This is a genomic window from Streptomyces barringtoniae (assembly GCF_020819595.1).
In the GTDB taxonomy this organism is placed as follows: domain Bacteria; phylum Actinomycetota; class Actinomycetes; order Streptomycetales; family Streptomycetaceae; genus Streptomyces; species Streptomyces barringtoniae.
Genome location: NZ_JAJHNP010000019.1, coordinates 113,444 through 129,106, shown reverse-complemented (window position 1 = coordinate 129,106; position 15,663 = coordinate 113,444). Strand labels below are relative to the sequence as shown.

15 protein-coding genes are annotated in these 15,663 nt (G+C 72.7%); 9 read left to right on the top strand and 6 right to left on the bottom strand.

Annotated elements, in window-relative coordinates:
- The first annotated feature begins 445 nt into the window (after nucleotides 1-445).
- From LMU33_RS30025 to LMU33_RS30015, 3 genes are read left to right on the top strand one after another with little or no spacing between them, the layout of a single operon-like run.
- Nucleotides 446-1,459: an iron-containing redox enzyme family protein gene (locus LMU33_RS30025; RefSeq protein WP_228623769.1), complete on the top strand. Its 1,014-nt coding sequence runs from the start codon at nucleotides 446-448 to the stop codon at nucleotides 1,457-1,459.
- On the top strand, nucleotides 1,460-2,134 hold the full coding sequence (locus tag LMU33_RS30020; protein ID WP_228623768.1) for a HemK2/MTQ2 family protein methyltransferase: 675 nt from the start codon (nucleotides 1,460-1,462) through the stop codon (nucleotides 2,132-2,134).
- A complete protein-coding gene (locus tag LMU33_RS30015) occupies nucleotides 2,115-2,324 on the top strand; it encodes a CDGSH iron-sulfur domain-containing protein (protein WP_228623767.1) in 210 nt (69 codons plus the stop codon). The genes LMU33_RS30020 and LMU33_RS30015 overlap by 20 nt, the downstream gene beginning before the upstream one ends.
- A 211-nt stretch (nucleotides 2,325-2,535) precedes the next feature.
- On the opposite strand, the gene LMU33_RS30010 is transcribed toward LMU33_RS30015, so the two are convergent.
- Nucleotides 2,536-2,970 (bottom strand): protease inhibitor, encoded by a 435-nt coding sequence (locus tag LMU33_RS30010; RefSeq protein WP_228623766.1) that lies wholly within the window; start codon nucleotides 2,968-2,970, stop codon nucleotides 2,536-2,538.
- A 336-nt stretch (nucleotides 2,971-3,306) separates the two neighbouring features.
- On the opposite strand from LMU33_RS30010, the gene abmR reads away from it, so the two are divergent.
- The 4 genes from abmR to LMU33_RS29990 all read left to right on the top strand — a co-directional run bounded on the left by abmR (nucleotide 3,307) and on the right by LMU33_RS29990 (nucleotide 7,562).
- Complete coding sequence (abmR, locus tag LMU33_RS30005) at nucleotides 3,307-3,870, top strand: ATP-binding transcription factor AbmR (protein WP_228623765.1); 564 nt, start codon at nucleotides 3,307-3,309, stop codon at nucleotides 3,868-3,870.
- A gap of 155 nt (nucleotides 3,871-4,025) precedes the next feature.
- The gene (locus tag LMU33_RS30000) at nucleotides 4,026-5,618 is read left to right on the top strand and encodes a purine-cytosine permease family protein (RefSeq protein WP_228623764.1); all 1,593 of its coding nucleotides are present in this window, start codon (nucleotides 4,026-4,028) and stop codon (nucleotides 5,616-5,618) included.
- A 10-nt stretch (nucleotides 5,619-5,628) separates the two neighbouring features.
- Nucleotides 5,629-6,324: an alpha/beta fold hydrolase gene (locus LMU33_RS29995; protein ID WP_228623763.1), complete on the top strand. Its 696-nt coding sequence runs from the start codon at nucleotides 5,629-5,631 to the stop codon at nucleotides 6,322-6,324.
- 68 nt (nucleotides 6,325-6,392) lie between these two features.
- Nucleotides 6,393-7,562 (top strand): lactate 2-monooxygenase, encoded by a 1,170-nt coding sequence (locus tag LMU33_RS29990; RefSeq protein WP_228623762.1) that lies wholly within the window; start codon nucleotides 6,393-6,395, stop codon nucleotides 7,560-7,562.
- Between the two features lie 93 nt (nucleotides 7,563-7,655).
- Here the strand turns inward: LMU33_RS29990 and LMU33_RS29985 are convergent, their stop codons facing one another.
- The 3 genes from LMU33_RS29985 to LMU33_RS29975 form a co-directional block, all read right to left on the bottom strand.
- Entirely contained in the window at nucleotides 7,656-9,332 is a 1,677-nt protein-coding gene (locus LMU33_RS29985; protein ID WP_228623761.1) for an RICIN domain-containing protein, read from the bottom strand.
- A gap of 495 nt (nucleotides 9,333-9,827) precedes the next feature.
- Nucleotides 9,828-10,205 (bottom strand): toxin Doc, encoded by a 378-nt coding sequence (locus tag LMU33_RS29980; protein WP_228623760.1) that lies wholly within the window; start codon nucleotides 10,203-10,205, stop codon nucleotides 9,828-9,830.
- A gap of 3 nt (nucleotides 10,206-10,208) precedes the next feature.
- A complete protein-coding gene (locus tag LMU33_RS29975) occupies nucleotides 10,209-10,448 on the bottom strand; it encodes a hypothetical protein (protein ID WP_228623759.1) in 240 nt (79 codons plus the stop codon).
- Nucleotides 10,449-10,624: 176 nt separating this feature from the next.
- Between LMU33_RS29975 and LMU33_RS29970 the strand changes: the two genes are divergently transcribed.
- Nucleotides 10,625-11,134: a methylated-DNA--[protein]-cysteine S-methyltransferase gene (locus LMU33_RS29970; RefSeq protein ID WP_228623758.1), complete on the top strand. Its 510-nt coding sequence runs from the start codon at nucleotides 10,625-10,627 to the stop codon at nucleotides 11,132-11,134.
- A gap of 11 nt (nucleotides 11,135-11,145) precedes the next feature.
- Nucleotides 11,146-11,868 (top strand): 2OG-Fe(II) oxygenase, encoded by a 723-nt coding sequence (locus tag LMU33_RS29965; protein ID WP_228623757.1) that lies wholly within the window; start codon nucleotides 11,146-11,148, stop codon nucleotides 11,866-11,868.
- A gap of 31 nt (nucleotides 11,869-11,899) precedes the next feature.
- On the opposite strand, the gene LMU33_RS29960 is transcribed toward LMU33_RS29965, so the two are convergent.
- Together LMU33_RS29960 and LMU33_RS29955 are read right to left on the bottom strand one after the other, a co-directional pair.
- Complete coding sequence (locus LMU33_RS29960) at nucleotides 11,900-12,235, bottom strand: hypothetical protein (RefSeq protein ID WP_228623756.1); 336 nt, start codon at nucleotides 12,233-12,235, stop codon at nucleotides 11,900-11,902.
- A gap of 79 nt (nucleotides 12,236-12,314) precedes the next feature.
- The gene (locus tag LMU33_RS29955) at nucleotides 12,315-15,407 is read right to left on the bottom strand and encodes a glycoside hydrolase family 2 TIM barrel-domain containing protein (RefSeq protein ID WP_228623755.1); all 3,093 of its coding nucleotides are present in this window, start codon (nucleotides 15,405-15,407) and stop codon (nucleotides 12,315-12,317) included.
- Nucleotides 15,408-15,663 lie beyond the last annotated feature (256 nt).

Genomic DNA, 15,663 nt, shown 5'->3' with positions numbered 1-15,663 from the left:
AGCCGCGCCCTCCGGGCCGGCGATCACCCATGCGCTCCGGGCGCAACCGACCCCGGTACCCGGCCCTCCCAGGGAGGCACAGGCCCCGGCGACCTCCCGTGCCGTAAGAAGCCCCGACGGCCCTCCCGTGCAGCAACAAACCCCGGCGACCCTCCCGAGACGGCCCCACCAGCCATGCCCTCCCGACCCCCGACCAGCCACCGCCGGACCAACCCGAGGCGGTGCGGCCAGCCACGCCCTCCCCAGGGCGAATCACCCCCCCGCGGCACCACAACCACGCCCCACCCGAGGCCCAGCCGTCACCAGTGGCCACAAGGCGGCCCGAGTGGCCGCACCCGCCAGGCCGAGCAACCACGGGCAGCCCTTCCCGAGGGCCCAGCCACCACCAATCCGCCGAGGCCGCACCACCAGCCGTGCCCTCCCTGGGCCGGGGTACCCGGTGCCCATGAACAGCTACGAGCGGGGGCCCGGGCTGCCTCCGTCCCGAGGGCCCCTCTCCGGCGCGGTCGCCGGTCGTCTGTGCGGGACGGGGCCCCTGCCCCGGCCCGTCGAGGCGGAGGGGGCTGATCCCTATGGGGACGATCTGCAACTCGCCCTGTACCTCTGCTACGAGCTGCACTACCGGGGCTTCGCCGGCGTCGGCCCGGAGTTCGAGTGGGATCCCGGCCTGCTGCGTTTCCGCGCCGCGCTGGAGCGCCGCTTCCTGTCCGCGCTGCGCGCCGACACGCCCGGCCATGACAGCCTCGACGAAGCGCTCGCCGCGCTGCTGGTCGAACCCGTCGAGGGCAGCGGGGTCACCCATTTCCTCGGCGCCGAGGGCGAGTTGTGGCAGCTGCGCGAGTACGCCGCCCAGCGCTCGCTGTACCACCTGAAGGAGGCCGACCCGCACGCCTGGGTGCTGCCGCGGCTGTGGGGCCGGGCCAAGGCGGGAATGGCGGCGGTGGAGTTCGACGAGTTCGGCGGCGGCCGGGCCGACCGTATCCACGCCCGCCTGTTCGCCGCGCTGATGACGGACCTGGGCCTGGAGAGCACCTACGGCCGCTATCTGGACGCGGCCCGCGCGGAGATGCTCGCCGTCGTCAACCTGATGTCCCTGTTCGGCCTGCACCGCGAGCTGCGCGGCGCTCTGGTCGGCCACTTCGCCGACGTGGAGATCACCTCCTCGCCGGGCTCGCAGCGGCTCGCCGAGGCCATGCGCCGTACCGGTGCCGGACCCGCGGCGGAGTTCTTCTACGACGAGCACGTCGAGGCGGACGCGGTCCACGAACAGGTCGTCCGCCACGAGGTGATCGGCGGACTGCTGGCCGAGGAGCCGGAACTCGCGGCGGACGTGACCTTCGGGATCGACGCTACCGAGTATCTGGAGGACCGGCTGGCACGGCGGCTGCTCGCCGACTGGCGCGCCGGGCACTCGTCGCTGCGCACACCCCTGGCGCCACATATGTCCCATACATCTTGAATGCCGGGGTACTCGCGCCATGTGATCGCTGTGGTACTTCCGGGCGTGTACGCCCCGCAGGACGACACGGAATTGCTGGCCGAGTCCCTCCGGGAGGAGGCCCTGCCGCCCGGTGCCCGGGTGCTCGACGTCGGCACCGGCAGCGGGGCGCTGGCCCTGGAGGCGGCCCGGCACGGCGCCGAGGTGACCGCCGTGGACGTGTCCCGGCTGGCGGTGTGGACGGCCCGGCTGAACGCCTGGCTGACCCGGCTGCCGGTGCGGATCCGGCGCGGCAACCTCTTCGGACCGGTCCGGGGCCGCACCTACGACCTCATCCTCGCGAACCCGCCGTACGTCCCCGCACCCGATGCCGGACGCGGGCCGCGGGGCCCGGCCCGCGCCTGGGACGCGGGCCGGGACGGCCGGCTGCTGCTGGACCGGATCTGCCGGGACGCACCCGTACTGCTGCGGCCCGGAGGCGTGCTGCTGATCGTGCACTCCGCGCTCAGCGATCCGGACCGCACCCTGCGGTTGCTGCGCGCCGCACACCTGCAGGCCTCGGTGGTCCGGCGCCGCTGGATCTCCTTCGGCCCGGTGCTGCGCTCGCGGGAGGACTGGCTGCGCCGGCGCGGTCTGCTCGCGCCGGCCGCACAGGCGGAGGAGCTGGTGGTCGTCCGTGCCGAACGAACCCGCTGACCGGGCCCGTCGGATCACCGTCCAGCGGCAGGGGCCGCTGCTCGTGGAGGGACCGGTGGAGGTCGAGCTGGAGGACGGCACCACGGTGTCCTCGGACCGTTTCCGTGTCGCTCTGTGCACCTGCCGGCGCAGTCGCCGCTACCCCTGGTGCGACACGAGTCACCGGCGCAAGACCAAGGGCAGCGGCTGAAACCGGCTGTTTTTCGCCGCTCCCCGGGCAAGGCCCCCCACAGGCCCGCCCGGGAAGCGGCTGTGTGCCCGGAAGCCGGCGGGCGGCCCCACTCCGCCCGTCGGCTCCGGTGCGAGATCGCAGGTTCCCCGCTGCTGGGGCCGCACTCCCCGGTTGCGGACCTGTTCCGGCGTATGCGGGGTCCGCTGCGATCCCGGTCCTGGAGGCGGCTCTAGAAGGCGAAGACGCCGCCGCCCACGGAGTCGCGCATGCACGAGTTGCCGAAGGTGCGCTCGTAGGAGACGCGCTTGCCCTGCCAGACACCCTGGACGGTGACGACGACCGGGTCGTAGAGCTTGTTGCACCACACGTCGCCGGCGGGCTTGAGGGCGTCGAAGTCGCCGCCGGTGCCGCGCAGTTCGGCGCAGGCCGCCGCCGCTGCCGGGTGGGTGCCGGAGGCCGTGGGAGCGCAGGTCAGGGTGACGGCGCGCTCCGGGGTGGCCGTGGCCACGTCGTTGCCGTGGCCGGTGGTGAGGACCAGCGCCGAGGGGGCGTAGAGCGACGACGGGGCGGCGCCCGGTGCAGCGACGGCGGCCCCGGTCAGGGGTCCGCAAACGGCAGCGGCCGTGAGGCCGAAGGCCGCTGCCCAGCGCGCGGTGTTCCGCATTGTGTGCATCCTTCCGCTTGGAGAGACGGTTGCCGGCTCCGAGCCCGGTCGGCGCCGGAGCGGCGAGCGCCACTCTGCCGAGTCCGCCGCCGAAACACACATCGAACCCGCTGCTTTCAGTAACCTTGCGTGTTGAAACAGTGGCGTGAAGTTACGGAAATGCAAGCGCCTGACCGCGTAACTGAGCGGTTCTTGATCGCGGAAAGCGGTCACATGGCCGAAAATCACCGGCTCGTTAATCGGCCTGAAACATTCCGGGTTCACTGCGAGTGAAAGCTTTCACGATGCCTTCACGTCTCCTTGCGTTCATGAAGGCAGAGGCGTAAGCATGATTACATGATTACAGCGGATCAAAAGGAGCAGTTGCGCGGCTGGTTCGCCGGCCGCCTGCCGGACGATCTCTTCGAGGAACCGGTCGAGATCAGCGCCGACCGCGAGGAGATCACGGTGATCGGCCGCGTCCCCGAACCCCGGCTCGCCGAGGGCGCCTCGGACGCCGAGCGGGAGACCGCGCTGCGCGCCCGGATCCAGGAGTTCCGGGAGCGGACCCGCGAGCAGCGGATGGAGGTGGCCCGGGAGGCCGAGCACCTGTTCCGCCGGAAGGTCTCGTGGGGCGTGGTGTGCGGCCCGGAGCGTGCCCTGTTCACGCATGTGGCCGCGCCGGTCATGACCCGGCTGCGCCAGCCGGAGCGCCAGGTGCTGGACACCCTCATCGCCGGAGGCGTCGCCCGCAGCCGCAGTGACGCCCTCGCCTGGTGCGTGCGCCTGGTCCAGCGCCACACCGAGGACTGGCTGACCGAGCTGCGCGAGTCGCTGGAACACGTCCAGCGGGTGCGGGCGCAGGGACCTGACGCGGAGGAGGTGGCCGATTCATCCATTGCCGACGGCGAAGATGGATGAATCGTCCCCTGGCAGGGGTCCGCGCCGGAGCCGTACCGTCGGCAGACCGCTCCGGACGGCCCCGAGTCCGCCGCGACACCCCCGCGGCACCAGCGGCCGTCCGTCACCGCCGCGCCACCAAGCGCTCCATCGCCGCGACCTCGCTGGAGCCCTCCGTGCCCCCTCAGTCCCCCGACTCGCCCACCACGCCGCCGCCGTCCCTCACCGAGGTCGAGCCCTACGGCGTCGAGCGCATCCCCGACGCGGACCGCACCGCGACCCCGCTGGACCTGTTCCGGCTCGCCTTCGGCGGCGCCAACACCTTCTCCACCTGTGTGCTCGGCGCGTTCCCGATCCTGTTCGGGCTCTCCTTCTGGCAGGGGCTGGCGGCGACCGTCCTCGGTGTCGTCGCGGGCGCGCTGATCCTGTGCCCGATGGCCGTGTTCGGCCCGGTCAACGGCACCAACAACGCGGTGTCGTCCTCCGCGCACCTGGGCGTGCACGGCCGCGTGGTCGGCTCGTTCCTGTCGCTGCTGACGGCCGTCGCGTTCTTCTCCATCTCGGTGTGGAGCTCGGGCGACGCCCTGGTCGGCGGCGCGCACCGGCTGTTCGGCCTGGAGCGCGGCACACCGTCGTACGTCGTCGCGTACGCCCTGTTCGCCGGGCTGGTCCTCGCGGTGTGCGTCTACGGCTTCCGGTTCATGCTGTTCGTCAACAAGGTCGCGGTGACCTCGGCGACCGTGCTGTTCCTGCTCGGCGCGATCGCCTTCGCCGGTGACTTCGACCCGTCGTACTCCGGTGTCTTCACGGCCTCGGCGGACGCGGCGACGAAGTCGATGTTCTGGCCGTCGTTCATCGGCGCGGCCCTGATCGTGCTGTCCAACCCGGTGTCGTTCGGGGCGTTCCTCGGGGACTGGTCGCGCTACATCCCGGCCGGCACCCCGCGCCGCAAGGTGGTCGGCGCCGCGTTCCTCTCGCAGATCGCGACGCTGCTGCCGTTCGTCTTCGGCCTGGCGACCGCGAGCATCATCGCGACGAAGGCTCCGAAGTACGTCGACCCGGCCGCGCCCGATTTCGTCGGCGGGCTGCTGGCGATCTCGCCGAGCTGGTTCTTCCTGCCCGTGTGTCTGCTCGCCCTGGTCGGCGGCATGTCGACGGGCACGACCTCGCTGTACGGCACCGGCCTGGACTTCTCGTCGGTCTTCCCGAGGCTCTCCCGCGTGCAGGCGACGCTGCTGGTCGGCGTGGTGTCCGTCGCGTTCATCTTCATCGGCCGGTTCGGACTGGACCTCGTGCAGTCGATCTCGACGTTCGCCACGATGATCATCACCTGCACCACACCGTGGATGGTCGTCATGATGCTCGGCTTCCACACCCGGCGCGGCTGGTACGACCCCGACGCGCTGCAGGTCTTCAACCGCCGCCAGCGCGGCGGCCGTTACTGGTTCGCGCACGGCTGGAACTGGCGCGGCATGACGGCCTGGTGGGTGGCCGCGGTGCTCGGCGTGCTGTTCACGAACATCCCGGGTCAGTTCGTCGGCCCGCTGGGCGACCTGGCGAACGGCGTCGACATCAGCCTGCCGCTGTCGCTCGCGGTGGCCGCCGTCGTGTTCCTGACGCTGCTGCGGCTGTTCCCCGAACCCCGGGCGGCGTACGGCCCCGAGGGCGCCCGGCTGGTGCCGACGGTCGAGGTCCCGGTGCCTGCGATCACCGGCCCCGGCGCCTCAACGACCCCTCTGGGAGAGGGGGTTGACACACCCGTGCACTAGGTTGTCCGCCATGACTCACTTCGTACTGGTGGCGGGCGCGTGGCTGGGGGCATGGGCGTGGGACGAGGTGGCGCCCGGACTGCGCGCCGCCGGACGCGACGTCCACGCCCTGACGTTGTCCGGACTCGCCGAGAAGAAGGACGTGCCCGCGGGGCAGGAGACGCACGTCCGGGACATCGTGCGGGAGGTCGAGCGGCTGGATCTGCGGGACGTCGTCCTGGTCGGGCACAGTTACTCGGGCGTCCCCGTCGGGCAGGCGGCCGAGCGGATCGGTGACCGGCTGCGCCGTGTCGTGTACGTCGACTCCAACGTGCCCGCGGACGGCGTGTCGTTCCTCGACGGGTTCGACAGCGACCACATCCGGCGGTCGCTCACCGAGCACGGCGGCGTGTGGCCCACCCTGCCCGCGGCCGCCTACGCGGGCCAGGGCCTCACCGACGAGCAGATCGACCGCATCCGCGCCGACGGCACTCCGCACCCCGGTGCCACGCTCGACGAACCGGCCGCGCTCAAGCGGCCGTTGGGCGACCTGCCGGCGACGTACATCAAGTGCGTGCTCAACGGCACCACACTGCTGCCCGCCGTGGCCGAGGCCCTGGAGGGCGGGCGGTGGGAGCTCGTGGAGCTGAACACCGGGCACTGGCCGATGTTCTCCACGCCGACGGACCTGGTGCGCATTCTGAACGAGGCGGCCACCCGCCGCTGAGGCCCCCGGCTACCCGCCAGTATCGTCGGGCTGCACGCGGACTCAGCGACGAGAGGCGGGACGGCCGGATGGCGAAGCACTGGGCTGATTTCCAGTACGAGATCTATCTGAACGGGACGACGGGTGCCGTGCCCCGCCTCCCCACGGACCTGACCCGGCTGGAGGAGCTGGCCGAACACCGGCTCGGTCCGGGCCCGGTGGGGTATGTGGCGGGAAGCGCGGGCGACGGCAGCACGGCCCGCGCGAACCGGGCCGCGCTCGCCCGGCGCCGGATCGTGCCGCGCATGCTGCGTGACGTGGCCGAGCGCGATCTGTCGTGCGAGGTGCTCGGCCGGGCGCTGCCGGCGCCGCTGGCCCTGGCGCCCGTCGGAGTGCTGTCGATCATGCATCCGGACGCCGAGTCCGCCGCCGCCCGGGCCGCCGCCGCGCAGGGCGTGCCCTACGTCCTCTCCTCGGCGTCGAGCACACCGATGGAGCAGGTCGCGGCGGCGATGGGGGACGCCGAGCGGTGGTTCCAGCTGTACTGGGGCAAGGACCGTGAGGTGACGCGGAGTTTCCTGAGCCGGGCGAAGGCCGCCGGGTTCTCGGTGCTCGTGGTCACCCTGGACACCCCGTTGCTGGCGTGGCGGCCGCGCGACCTGGACCAGGCGTATCTGCCGTTCCTGCACGGGGTGGGCACGGCGAACTACTTCACCGACCCGGCGTTCCAGGCGGGGCTCGCCAAGCCCGTGCACGAGGACCCCAACGCGGCGGTGCTGCACTTCCTCGGCCTGTTCGGGGACGCGGGCCACACCTGGCCGGACCTGGCGTTCCTGCGGGAGCACTGGGACGGTCCGATCGTCCTCAAGGGCATCCTGCACCCGGACGACGCCCGGCTCGCCGCCGACGCCGGGGTGGACGGCGTGGTGGTGTCCAACCACGGCGGCCGGCAGGTGGCCGGTTCGGTCGCCGCGGCCGATGCGCTGCCCCGGGTCGCGGACGCGGTCGGCGACCGGCTGACGGTGCTGTTCGACAGCGGGGTGCGCACCGGCGACGACGCGTTCAAGGCGCTGGCCCTCGGCGCGCGGGCGGTGCTCCTGGGCCGGCCGTACGTCTACGGGCTCGGACTGGACGGACAGGCCGGCGTGGAGCATGTCATCCGGTGCGTGCTGGCGGAGCTGGATCTGACGCTGGCTCTGTCCGGGCACACCGGTCCGGGGACGGTGTCCGGGGCGGACCTGGTCGAGGACCCGTCCTGACCCGTGCCGAGCGCTCCGCGGGGTGCCACGACAGGCCGTCACACGTACCCGGCGCCGTCGTGCCCGGTCGCGCCCAGCCGGCGTAGCCGCACATCAGACGAGGCCCGCGCCCCTTCGGGGCGCCGGACCTCCCGTCCCGGCGATGGAGAGCGAGCCCGGGCTCGCCGTGGCCGCGTCGGTCGTCCAGCGCTGCCCGGCCGAGCCGTCGCGGACCTTGACGACGAGGTCGGCGCCCGCGTTCCCGGCGGTGGTGGCGAGGGCCAGTGTCCGGTCCCAGCGGGGCAGCAACTCGCCCTGCGCGGTGAGGTCGTAGCGCACGTCGTCGCCCCGCCGGTCGCCGGCGTCGGCGCAGGTGCCGAGGATGACCACGCCGGCGTCGGCGTGCGAGTCCAGGCACAGCCCCGCGGCGGCCGCGCTGCGCAGGCGCCCGTCGGGCTCGTACGTCCACTGCTGGGTCGGTGCCGGGGAGCAGACGGCGAGGACCGCGCCCGCACCGGCCTTCGGTGCGCCCTTGATGTCCAGGCACAGGCCGACGGCCGCGTTGCGCAGCCGGGCGGGTCGGCCGGCGGCGGGCAGTGCCGTGGCGCCGGGCGCGGTGGCGGAGGTGTTCGGGGACCGGCCGGCGGCGCTGCCGGGGACGGCGCTGGTGGAGGCGACCGGGTCGGTGCCGTCGCCGCCGGCCGGCCACACGCTGATCGCCAGGACGGTCGCGAGCAACCCCGCCGAGGCCACGCCGACTCCGGTGAGCAGCGTCCGGGACGACCAGGCGGTGCCCTGGATCCGGGCGAGCGGTCCGGGTTCGTCGTCCGCGCGCCGCCGGCTGCCGGGCGGGGCGACGCGGGTGAACAGACCGGGCCTGTCGCGCCTGTCGCCGCCGCGCCGGCGTCCGCCGGAGCGCCGGGAGCCACCGCGGGTGCGGCCGGGACCGGGGCGGCGGCCGGGACGCGAGTCGAGGTAGCGGCGGGCGCCCCAGCCGAGCACGGCCTCGGCGAGCAGCACGCCCAACGCGGCGTCGGCGTGGCCCAGTTGCTCGGCGGCGTGGCGGCAGTAGGAGCAGGCGGACAGGTGCTCCTGCACGTCGGGCAGCAGGGCGCCGGCGCCGCCGCGGCGGATCGGCGCGTCGAGCAGGCGGTTGTAGTAGCGGCATTCCTTGCCGGGCGCGAGTTCCCGGTGGGCGCGTACCAGACCCTCGCGGAATTTCTCGCGCGCCTGTGCCAGCGCGCCCGCCGCGCTCTCGACGTCCATGCCGAGTAGTCCGGCGGGAACGGTTATCGGCTCGGCCTCGACCTCGATGTGCCACAGCAGCGCCTGCTCCGGCCGGGGAAGGGCGTGGAACGAGCGGTCGGAGAGGGCGCGGTTTTCCGGTATCAGGGTCTTGGCGGCGCGCATACCGCGGCCCCCGGCGGGTTTCCCGAGTCCGGGCAGTACGGCGGTGATCCGGTCGGTGCCGGACCAGTTGACGACCGTGTCCCGGACCGCCACGAGCAGCCGCGGACGCAGCGCCTCCGCGGGTTCGCCGAGCGCCAGCCGGCCGAGGACCTGATGGAAGGCGGTGGCGGTGACCATATGGGCGAGCGGCCCGGAAAGGGCCAGGCAGACGACCGCGTAGTCCTGCGCGGGCTGCCAGTGCCGGGCCATCAGCAGGGCGGCGGACCGGGAGGCCTCCGCGTCGGAGCCGGCCCGCAGCGGACCGGCGAGCGACTCGTCGGACTCCCCGGGGTCGCCGCCCGGCGGCGGATAGGGAGGACGAGGGGGGTGGGGGGTTGGCACTGAGCGGATTCCTTTGGTGCGACGTGCGTTGATGCGTACCTCGGCGACGCGCGGGGAAGGAATTGGCCGGTGCTCGGCCGGTGAAGTTCCGCAACTGCTGGAAGAACTTCTGATTTTACCCCCCACACGGTCCTTTCAACCCTTGCACAACTTCCACACGAGCAACAAGGCGCCCGCAGGACATCGGCAGTTTTGAAGGAAAGTCAGAATACGGCCCGCTGTCTGCTCCCCCTGCCTCGGCTTTCGGTATTTCATGCGCCCCGTGTGAAGCACGCGCACACGGCGGCGGCTCCGCGCACGCTTCCGGGGTGTGCGGCCAGGTAGTGGACTGGGGCCGGCCCCTCGGAAAGGCCGCGCAACCGGCCGCCGGCCCCGTTCCTCCTGCCCTCGGCCGGCGGCCCGCCCCGCCCGGCCCGCCCCGCCCGGCCTGCCCCGGCCGGCGGCCCCGGCGGCTTCCCCCGCCGGCCGGGGCGGGACGGGCCCGCGCGGGTCCGCTCAGATCTGCCAGGACCGCAACCGGTCGGCCGCGCCGTACACGTCGGTCTTGCCGGAGATCAGATCGCGGGCGAGGTCGACGAGGGCGCCGTAGGGCGGGTCGATGCCGACGCCGCTGACGAACATGTAGGCCACGGCGGTCGCGCAGGCGAAGCGGGCGTTGGCCGCGGGCAGCGGCTTGAGCAGGGTGAGGGTGTGCAGCAGGGCGGCGGCCCGCCAGGCGGGGTCGGAGTCCACGCCGAGCCGGGGCGGATCCACGCGGTGCCGGGCGACGGCGGCGACCAGCGCGGAGAAGTCGTCGACAGCGGGCTGGTCGGGCAGGACCTCCTCGTGGCGCTGGAGCAGCCAGGGGACGTCGATGTGGATGACGGAGGGCATGCGTCAGGCGGCCTCGTCCTTCGCGGGTGACTCGTCGTCGGGGAAGGCCGCGGCGAACTCCTCGGCGTGCGCGGCGAAGAACTGACGGAAGGCCTCGGCGCCCTCCTGCAGGGCCCGGTGCCGGGCGATGTCGGCGGCGGCGGCCTCGCGCACGAGGGCCTTCATCGACGTACCGCGCTCCTTGGCGATCTGCCGCAGGTCCTCGAGTTCCCGTTCACTGAACTCCACATTGAGAGCTGGCATGCCCCTTACGGTACCGCGCGGGTACTTACCCGTAAATATCACCAGGTCAGACGCCCTTCCCGGCGGTACCCGCGGGGCCCGAGGGCCATGTCCGATTCCCGCCGGTCACGCGGCGCGCGAAGCAGCAGACTCGACAGCGCGGAAGAAGCCGACAGCACGACCACAGGAGCCCTGCCATGAGCACGAGCACCGTTCACACCGTCCACCCGAGCCCGCTGGGCGACCTGCTGCTGACCGGCACGGTCTCGCCGGCCGGCCTGACGCTCGGCTCGCTCGGCATGCCGGGGCAGCGCGGCGCACCCGCCGTAGGCGCCGAGGACCGCGACGACGGGCCTTTCGCCGAGGTGCACCGGCAGCTGGATGCCTACTTCGAGGGCCGCCGGACCCGTTTCGAGCTTCCGCTCGCCGCCACCGGCACCCCGTTCCAGCGGGCCGTGTGGCAGGCCCTCGAGGACATCCCCCACGGCACGACGACCACGTACGGCGAGCTGGCCGCCCGGCTGGGCGTGCCGCGGGCCGACCTGCGCGCGGTGGGCCGGGCACTCGGCGCCAACCCCCTCCTGCTCGTCCGCCCCTGTCACCGGGTGATCGGCGCGGACGGCTCGATGCGCGGATACGCGGCCGGAGTCGAGCGCAAGCTGTGGCTGCTCACGCACGAGGGCGCGCTGCAGCCGGCCCTGCTGTGAGGGAGGACGTGATGACGCTGACCCCGGCCGAGGCCCGCCGCCGGGTGGCCCGCACGGACTGGGCCGCGCTCGCCGCCGAGCTGGACGAGCACGGCAGCGCGCCCACGGGCCCGTTCCTCTCCCCGGCCGAGTGCGCCGACCTGGCCGCGCTCTACGACAAGCCGGAACTGTTCCGGACGACGGTCGATCTGGCCCGGCACCGGTTCGGCTCCGGGGAGTACCGCTACTTCACCCACGACCTGCCCGCCCCGGTGGCCGCGCTGCGCGCCGCGCTCTGGCCCCGGCTGCTGCCGGTGGCCCGGGACTGGGCGGCCCGCCTGGGACGGCCGGCGCCCTGGCCCGACTCCCTCGAGGAGTGGCTGGAGCGCTGTCATGCCGCGGGCCAGGACCGCTCGGCGCAGATCCTGCTCAGCTACGGTCCGGGCGACTGGAACGCCCTGCACCGGGACGTGTTCGGCGAGCTGGTCTTCCCGCTCCAGGTGGTGGTCGCGCTGGACACGTACGGCACCGACTACACCGGCGGCGAGTTCCTCATGGTCGAACAGCGCCCACGCGCCCAGTCCCGGGGCACGACGAGCATCCTGCGCCGGGGCCACGGCCTGGTCTTCACCACCCGGGACCGCCCCGTCCGCACCCGCCGAGGCTGGTCGGCCGGGGCGATGCGGCACGGGGTGAGCACCGTACGGTCGGGCCGACGGCGCACGCTCGGGCTGGTGTTCCACGACGCGGCGTGAGGGCACGCGGTTTCGTCGGCGGACGGGCCGGTCACTCCGGATGAGCCACGGCGTCCTTCTGCAGTTGCACCGACACCACCAGGCTGAGCTGCGGCTCCGCCTGGCGCAGCGCCTTCAGCGCCGCGATCGAGGCGATGTCCCCGGCGAAGCCGACGGCGGCCAGCCGGGAGCGGACCCAACGAGCCCGCAGCTCTCCCTCGGTGGCGGCGGCGGTGGACTCGACGAGTGCGGCGGCACGCTCCAGGCCCGGGCGCTCCTCGGGCGATGCCTCGGCCAGCGCCCGCCGCAATGCCGCCGCGACCATGTCCGCGTCCCGGATGACGAGCACGACGTTGTGTTTCCTGTTCAGTCCCGCGAGAGCTGCCATGGGATCACCGTGGCCGTCACCGTGCGTGCCCGGCAAGACAATTGAGGATTCTCAGAGGATCACCGGGCTGGGTCCGCCGTCACACGTCCAGCCTGCTGATCCGCACCGCCCCCTTCCCCTGCCCCGGGTAGGCGCTCGTGAGCGTCAGGCGCAGCCGGGAGCCCCGTACCGCGTCGAAGGTGATCACCGTCGGGCTGTCCGACGCGGTGGCCCATTCCGTCTTCGCGCCGGTGACCGGGACGTAGGCACGCCCGTTCCACACCGCCACGTCGGCCTTCGCGGGCAGCGCGTGGGTGGCATCCACCGTGAAGGAGACCGCCACCCGGTCGAAGGTCCGGGTACGCCCGAAGTCGACCGAGACCCAGTCCTCGGCGCGAGCGCCGTTGAACGCGGGCAGCAGCGCGGTGGCCGACTTGACGAAGGCGTTGGACCAGCCGGTGGCGGGGTCGCCGTCGAGCATCGCGGCGGGCAGGGTGTCCGGGCGGCCGGAGTAACTGGCGTCCGCACAAGGGTAGTCCGGGGGCGACGGACGGTCAGGCTGGAAGCCGGCCGCCGGGGTGCCCGCGGTGTCGCGCGCCGGGGTGGTGGGCACGCTCGCCGTGCCGGTGCGCAGGCCGTCCGCCCGCGCGGTGACCGTCAGCGGGCCGGGCTTCGTGCCGGAGCGGACGATGGCGAGGGCCTTGCCGTGGAACGCGGTGCGGGTGCTCGCCTGGTAGCGCTCGGCGCTCTCCTCGCGGCCGTTGTCGACCCCGGCCAGGGAGCCGCCGGTGACGCCGAAGGTGATGAGGTGCCCGGCGTCGGGCACCACCACGCCGTGCGCGTCGACGATCTCGGCGGTGACGAAGACCAGCGAACGGCCGTCGGCGGCGAGCGACGAGCGGTCGGCGGTGAGGCGTACGGCGTGCGCGGCACCGGCCGTGCGGAGTACGTCGGTGGCGACCTCCTTCCCGTCCCGCCGGGCCACGGCCTTCAGCTCGCCCGGCCGGTAGGGCACCTTCCAGGTCAGGTGCAGCTTCCCCGCGCTGCCGTTGGGGCTGGTGTAACTGCCCGGGTAGGGGCCGTCGGTGAAGGTCTTGTCGTCGCCCGTCGCCTCGGTGGTCTCCAGGTAGCCGCGGCCGTCGGTGGTCCGCTTGACGTCGAACTGCCGTACCCCGAGGGACTTTCCGTTGAGGAACAGTTCGACCGACGGCACGTTCGCGTACGCCCAGACCTCGACCGTGTCGCCCTCCTCGTGGTTCCAGGTCATCGGCAGCAGATGGACCATCGGCTCGGTGGTCCACTGGCTCCTGAAGAGGTGGTACATGTCCTTCGGGAACCCGGCCGTGTCGACCGCGCCGAAGAAGGACGCCTTGACCGGGAAGACGTCGTACGGGGTGGGTTCGCCGATGTAGTCGATGCCGGACCACAGGAACTGGCCCGCGAACCACTTGCGGTCCCGGTCCTTCTTGTGGCCGTACTCGCCGCTCATCGTCCAGGAGGCGAGGTTGTTGTCGTAGGAGGAGGTCTCCCGCCGGCCCGGCGTGTGGTTCTCGCCGGTGTTGAGGTGTTCGGGCTCCTGGTACGTCCCCCGGGTCGAGGTCTCCGAGGACGACTCGGACTCGAAGAGGAACAGGTGCGGGTACCGGGCGTGGAGCGCGTCCACCGACTTGGCCGTGTTGTAGTTGAGGCCCAGGCCGTCGAGCTTGGCGAGCATCAGGTCGGCCGCCGAGCCCTGGGCGGGTACGCCGTGGTACTTGTTCGAGCCGATCACGACCGGGCGGGTGTCGTCGGCGGCCTTGATCGCGCCGATGATCCGGTCGGCCATCGCGAGCCCGGCGGTGGAGGTGGAGTCGGGGATCTCGTTGCCGATGGACCACAGGACGACGGCCGGTGAGTTCCGGGCGGCCAGCACCATCTCCGTGGCGTCCTTCTCGCACCACTCGTCGAAGAAGCGGCCGTAGTCGTACTTCGTCTTGCCGGTCTTCCAGCAGTCGAAGGCCTCCACCATCATCACGATCCCGAGCTCCTCGCAGACCTGGATCATCTGCGGTGAGGGCGGGTTGTGGGAGGTGCGGAAGGCGTTGACCCCCATGGACTTCATGATCCGCATCTGTCTGCGGACCGCGTCGACGCTGATCGCCGACCCCAGCGCGCCCTGGTCGTGGTGCAGGTCGACACCCTTGATCTTGGTGTACGTGCCGTTGAGGGAGAAGCCCTCGTCGGGGTCGAAGCGGTAGGTGCGGATGCCGAAGGGTGTGCTGCAGGTGTCGGTGGTGCGGCCCGCGACACGCAGTTCGGTGTGCAGGGTGTAGCGGTGCTGCGGGGTCGCGAAGTCCCACAACAGGGGCTTGCCGACGGTCAGTTCATGGGTCTCGGTGGTCCGGTCGGAGACGGCGGCCGTGGTGGACGCGCGGGCGACCGTGCGGCCGTCGGGGCCGGTGATGCGGGACAGGATCCGGACGTCCGTGCCGGTGCCGGACTCGTTCACCACCGTGGTGGCCACCCGGACCAGGGCGCCGCCAGCGGAGACGTCGGGGGTCGTCACGCAGGTGCCCCAGCGTGCCACGTGCACCGGTTCGGTGACGAGGAGCCGGGCCTCGCGGTAGATGCCGCTGCCGGAGTACCAGCGGCTGCTCGGCAGCTGGTTCTGCACCTTCACCGCGAGCACGTTCGGCGTGCTGCCGTCGGTGTGCACGAGGCCGGTGAGGTCGAGGGCGAAGCCGGTGTAGCCGTACGGGTGGCGGCCGGCTTCCGTGCCGTTGCAGTAGACGTACGAGTCCATGTAGACGCCGTCGAACTCCACCGAGATCCGCTTGCCGGCGCAGGCGGGCGGCAGGGTGAAGGCGAGCCGGTACCAGCCGAGGCCGCCCGGGAGGAAGCCGGTGCCGCCGGTGGTGCCGTGGTCGGTGGTGGGGGTCTGCTCGATGCTCCAGTCGTGCGGGACGGCGACCTCGCGCCAGGCCGAGTCGTCGTAACCGGGATCGGCGGCCCGTGCATAGGCGCCGGTGGGATCGGTGACGCCGCCCGGATCGACCAGGGCGAAGCGCCAGCCGTCCCGCAGGGGCACGGTGTGGCGTCCGCCGGCACCGGCGGACGCCCCGGCGGCGGCCGGCGGCGCCGGGATGCTCAGCAGCGCACCGGCCGCGGGTGTCGCGGTGGCGGCGACCAGAACCGATCGGCGAGTGACCGTCATGCCGACTCTCCCTCATCAGGGCCCAGAAGCACTCACAACTACTCGTTAACAAACAGATTCTGACGGATCGCCACACGCGATCGTCAAGGGTCGGGAGCACCGGGAGAGCCACCACCGGCACATCGGCCGGATTTCCCCCTTGACCGTGTTCGACCGACCGGCCAGGTGGACGGCGGTTGCGGTCCACCGGAGTCCCCGAAGCACTAGGCTGGAACGCGAGAGGTGCCACCTGTTCACTGTGAGTGTGCGCTTGGGA

Excerpts from the sequence above, each read along its gene's own strand:
- LMU33_RS30025 (WP_228623769.1), top strand. The coding sequence starts at position 446 with ATGAACAGCTACGAGCGGGGGCCCGGGCTGCCTCCGTCCCGAGGGCCC.
- LMU33_RS29990 (WP_228623762.1), top strand. The coding sequence starts at position 6,393 with ATGGCGAAGCACTGGGCTGATTTCCAGTACGAGATCTATCTGAACGGG.
- abmR (WP_228623765.1), top strand. The coding sequence starts at position 3,307 with ATGATTACAGCGGATCAAAAGGAGCAGTTGCGCGGCTGGTTCGCCGGC.
- LMU33_RS30010 (WP_228623766.1), bottom strand. The coding sequence starts at position 2,970 with ATGCGGAACACCGCGCGCTGGGCAGCGGCCTTCGGCCTCACGGCCGCT.
- LMU33_RS29995 (WP_228623763.1), top strand. The coding sequence starts at position 5,629 with ATGACTCACTTCGTACTGGTGGCGGGCGCGTGGCTGGGGGCATGGGCG.
- LMU33_RS29965 (WP_228623757.1), top strand. The coding sequence starts at position 11,146 with ATGACGCTGACCCCGGCCGAGGCCCGCCGCCGGGTGGCCCGCACGGAC.
- LMU33_RS29975 (WP_228623759.1), bottom strand. The coding sequence starts at position 10,448 with ATGCCAGCTCTCAATGTGGAGTTCAGTGAACGGGAACTCGAGGACCTG.
- LMU33_RS29980 (WP_228623760.1), bottom strand. The coding sequence starts at position 10,205 with ATGCCCTCCGTCATCCACATCGACGTCCCCTGGCTGCTCCAGCGCCAC.
- LMU33_RS29960 (WP_228623756.1), bottom strand. The coding sequence starts at position 12,235 with ATGGCAGCTCTCGCGGGACTGAACAGGAAACACAACGTCGTGCTCGTC.
- LMU33_RS29955 (WP_228623755.1), bottom strand. The coding sequence starts at position 15,407 with ATGACGGTCACTCGCCGATCGGTTCTGGTCGCCGCCACCGCGACACCC.
- LMU33_RS29970 (WP_228623758.1), top strand. The coding sequence starts at position 10,625 with ATGAGCACGAGCACCGTTCACACCGTCCACCCGAGCCCGCTGGGCGAC.
- LMU33_RS30020 (WP_228623768.1), top strand. The coding sequence starts at position 1,460 with ATGCCGGGGTACTCGCGCCATGTGATCGCTGTGGTACTTCCGGGCGTG.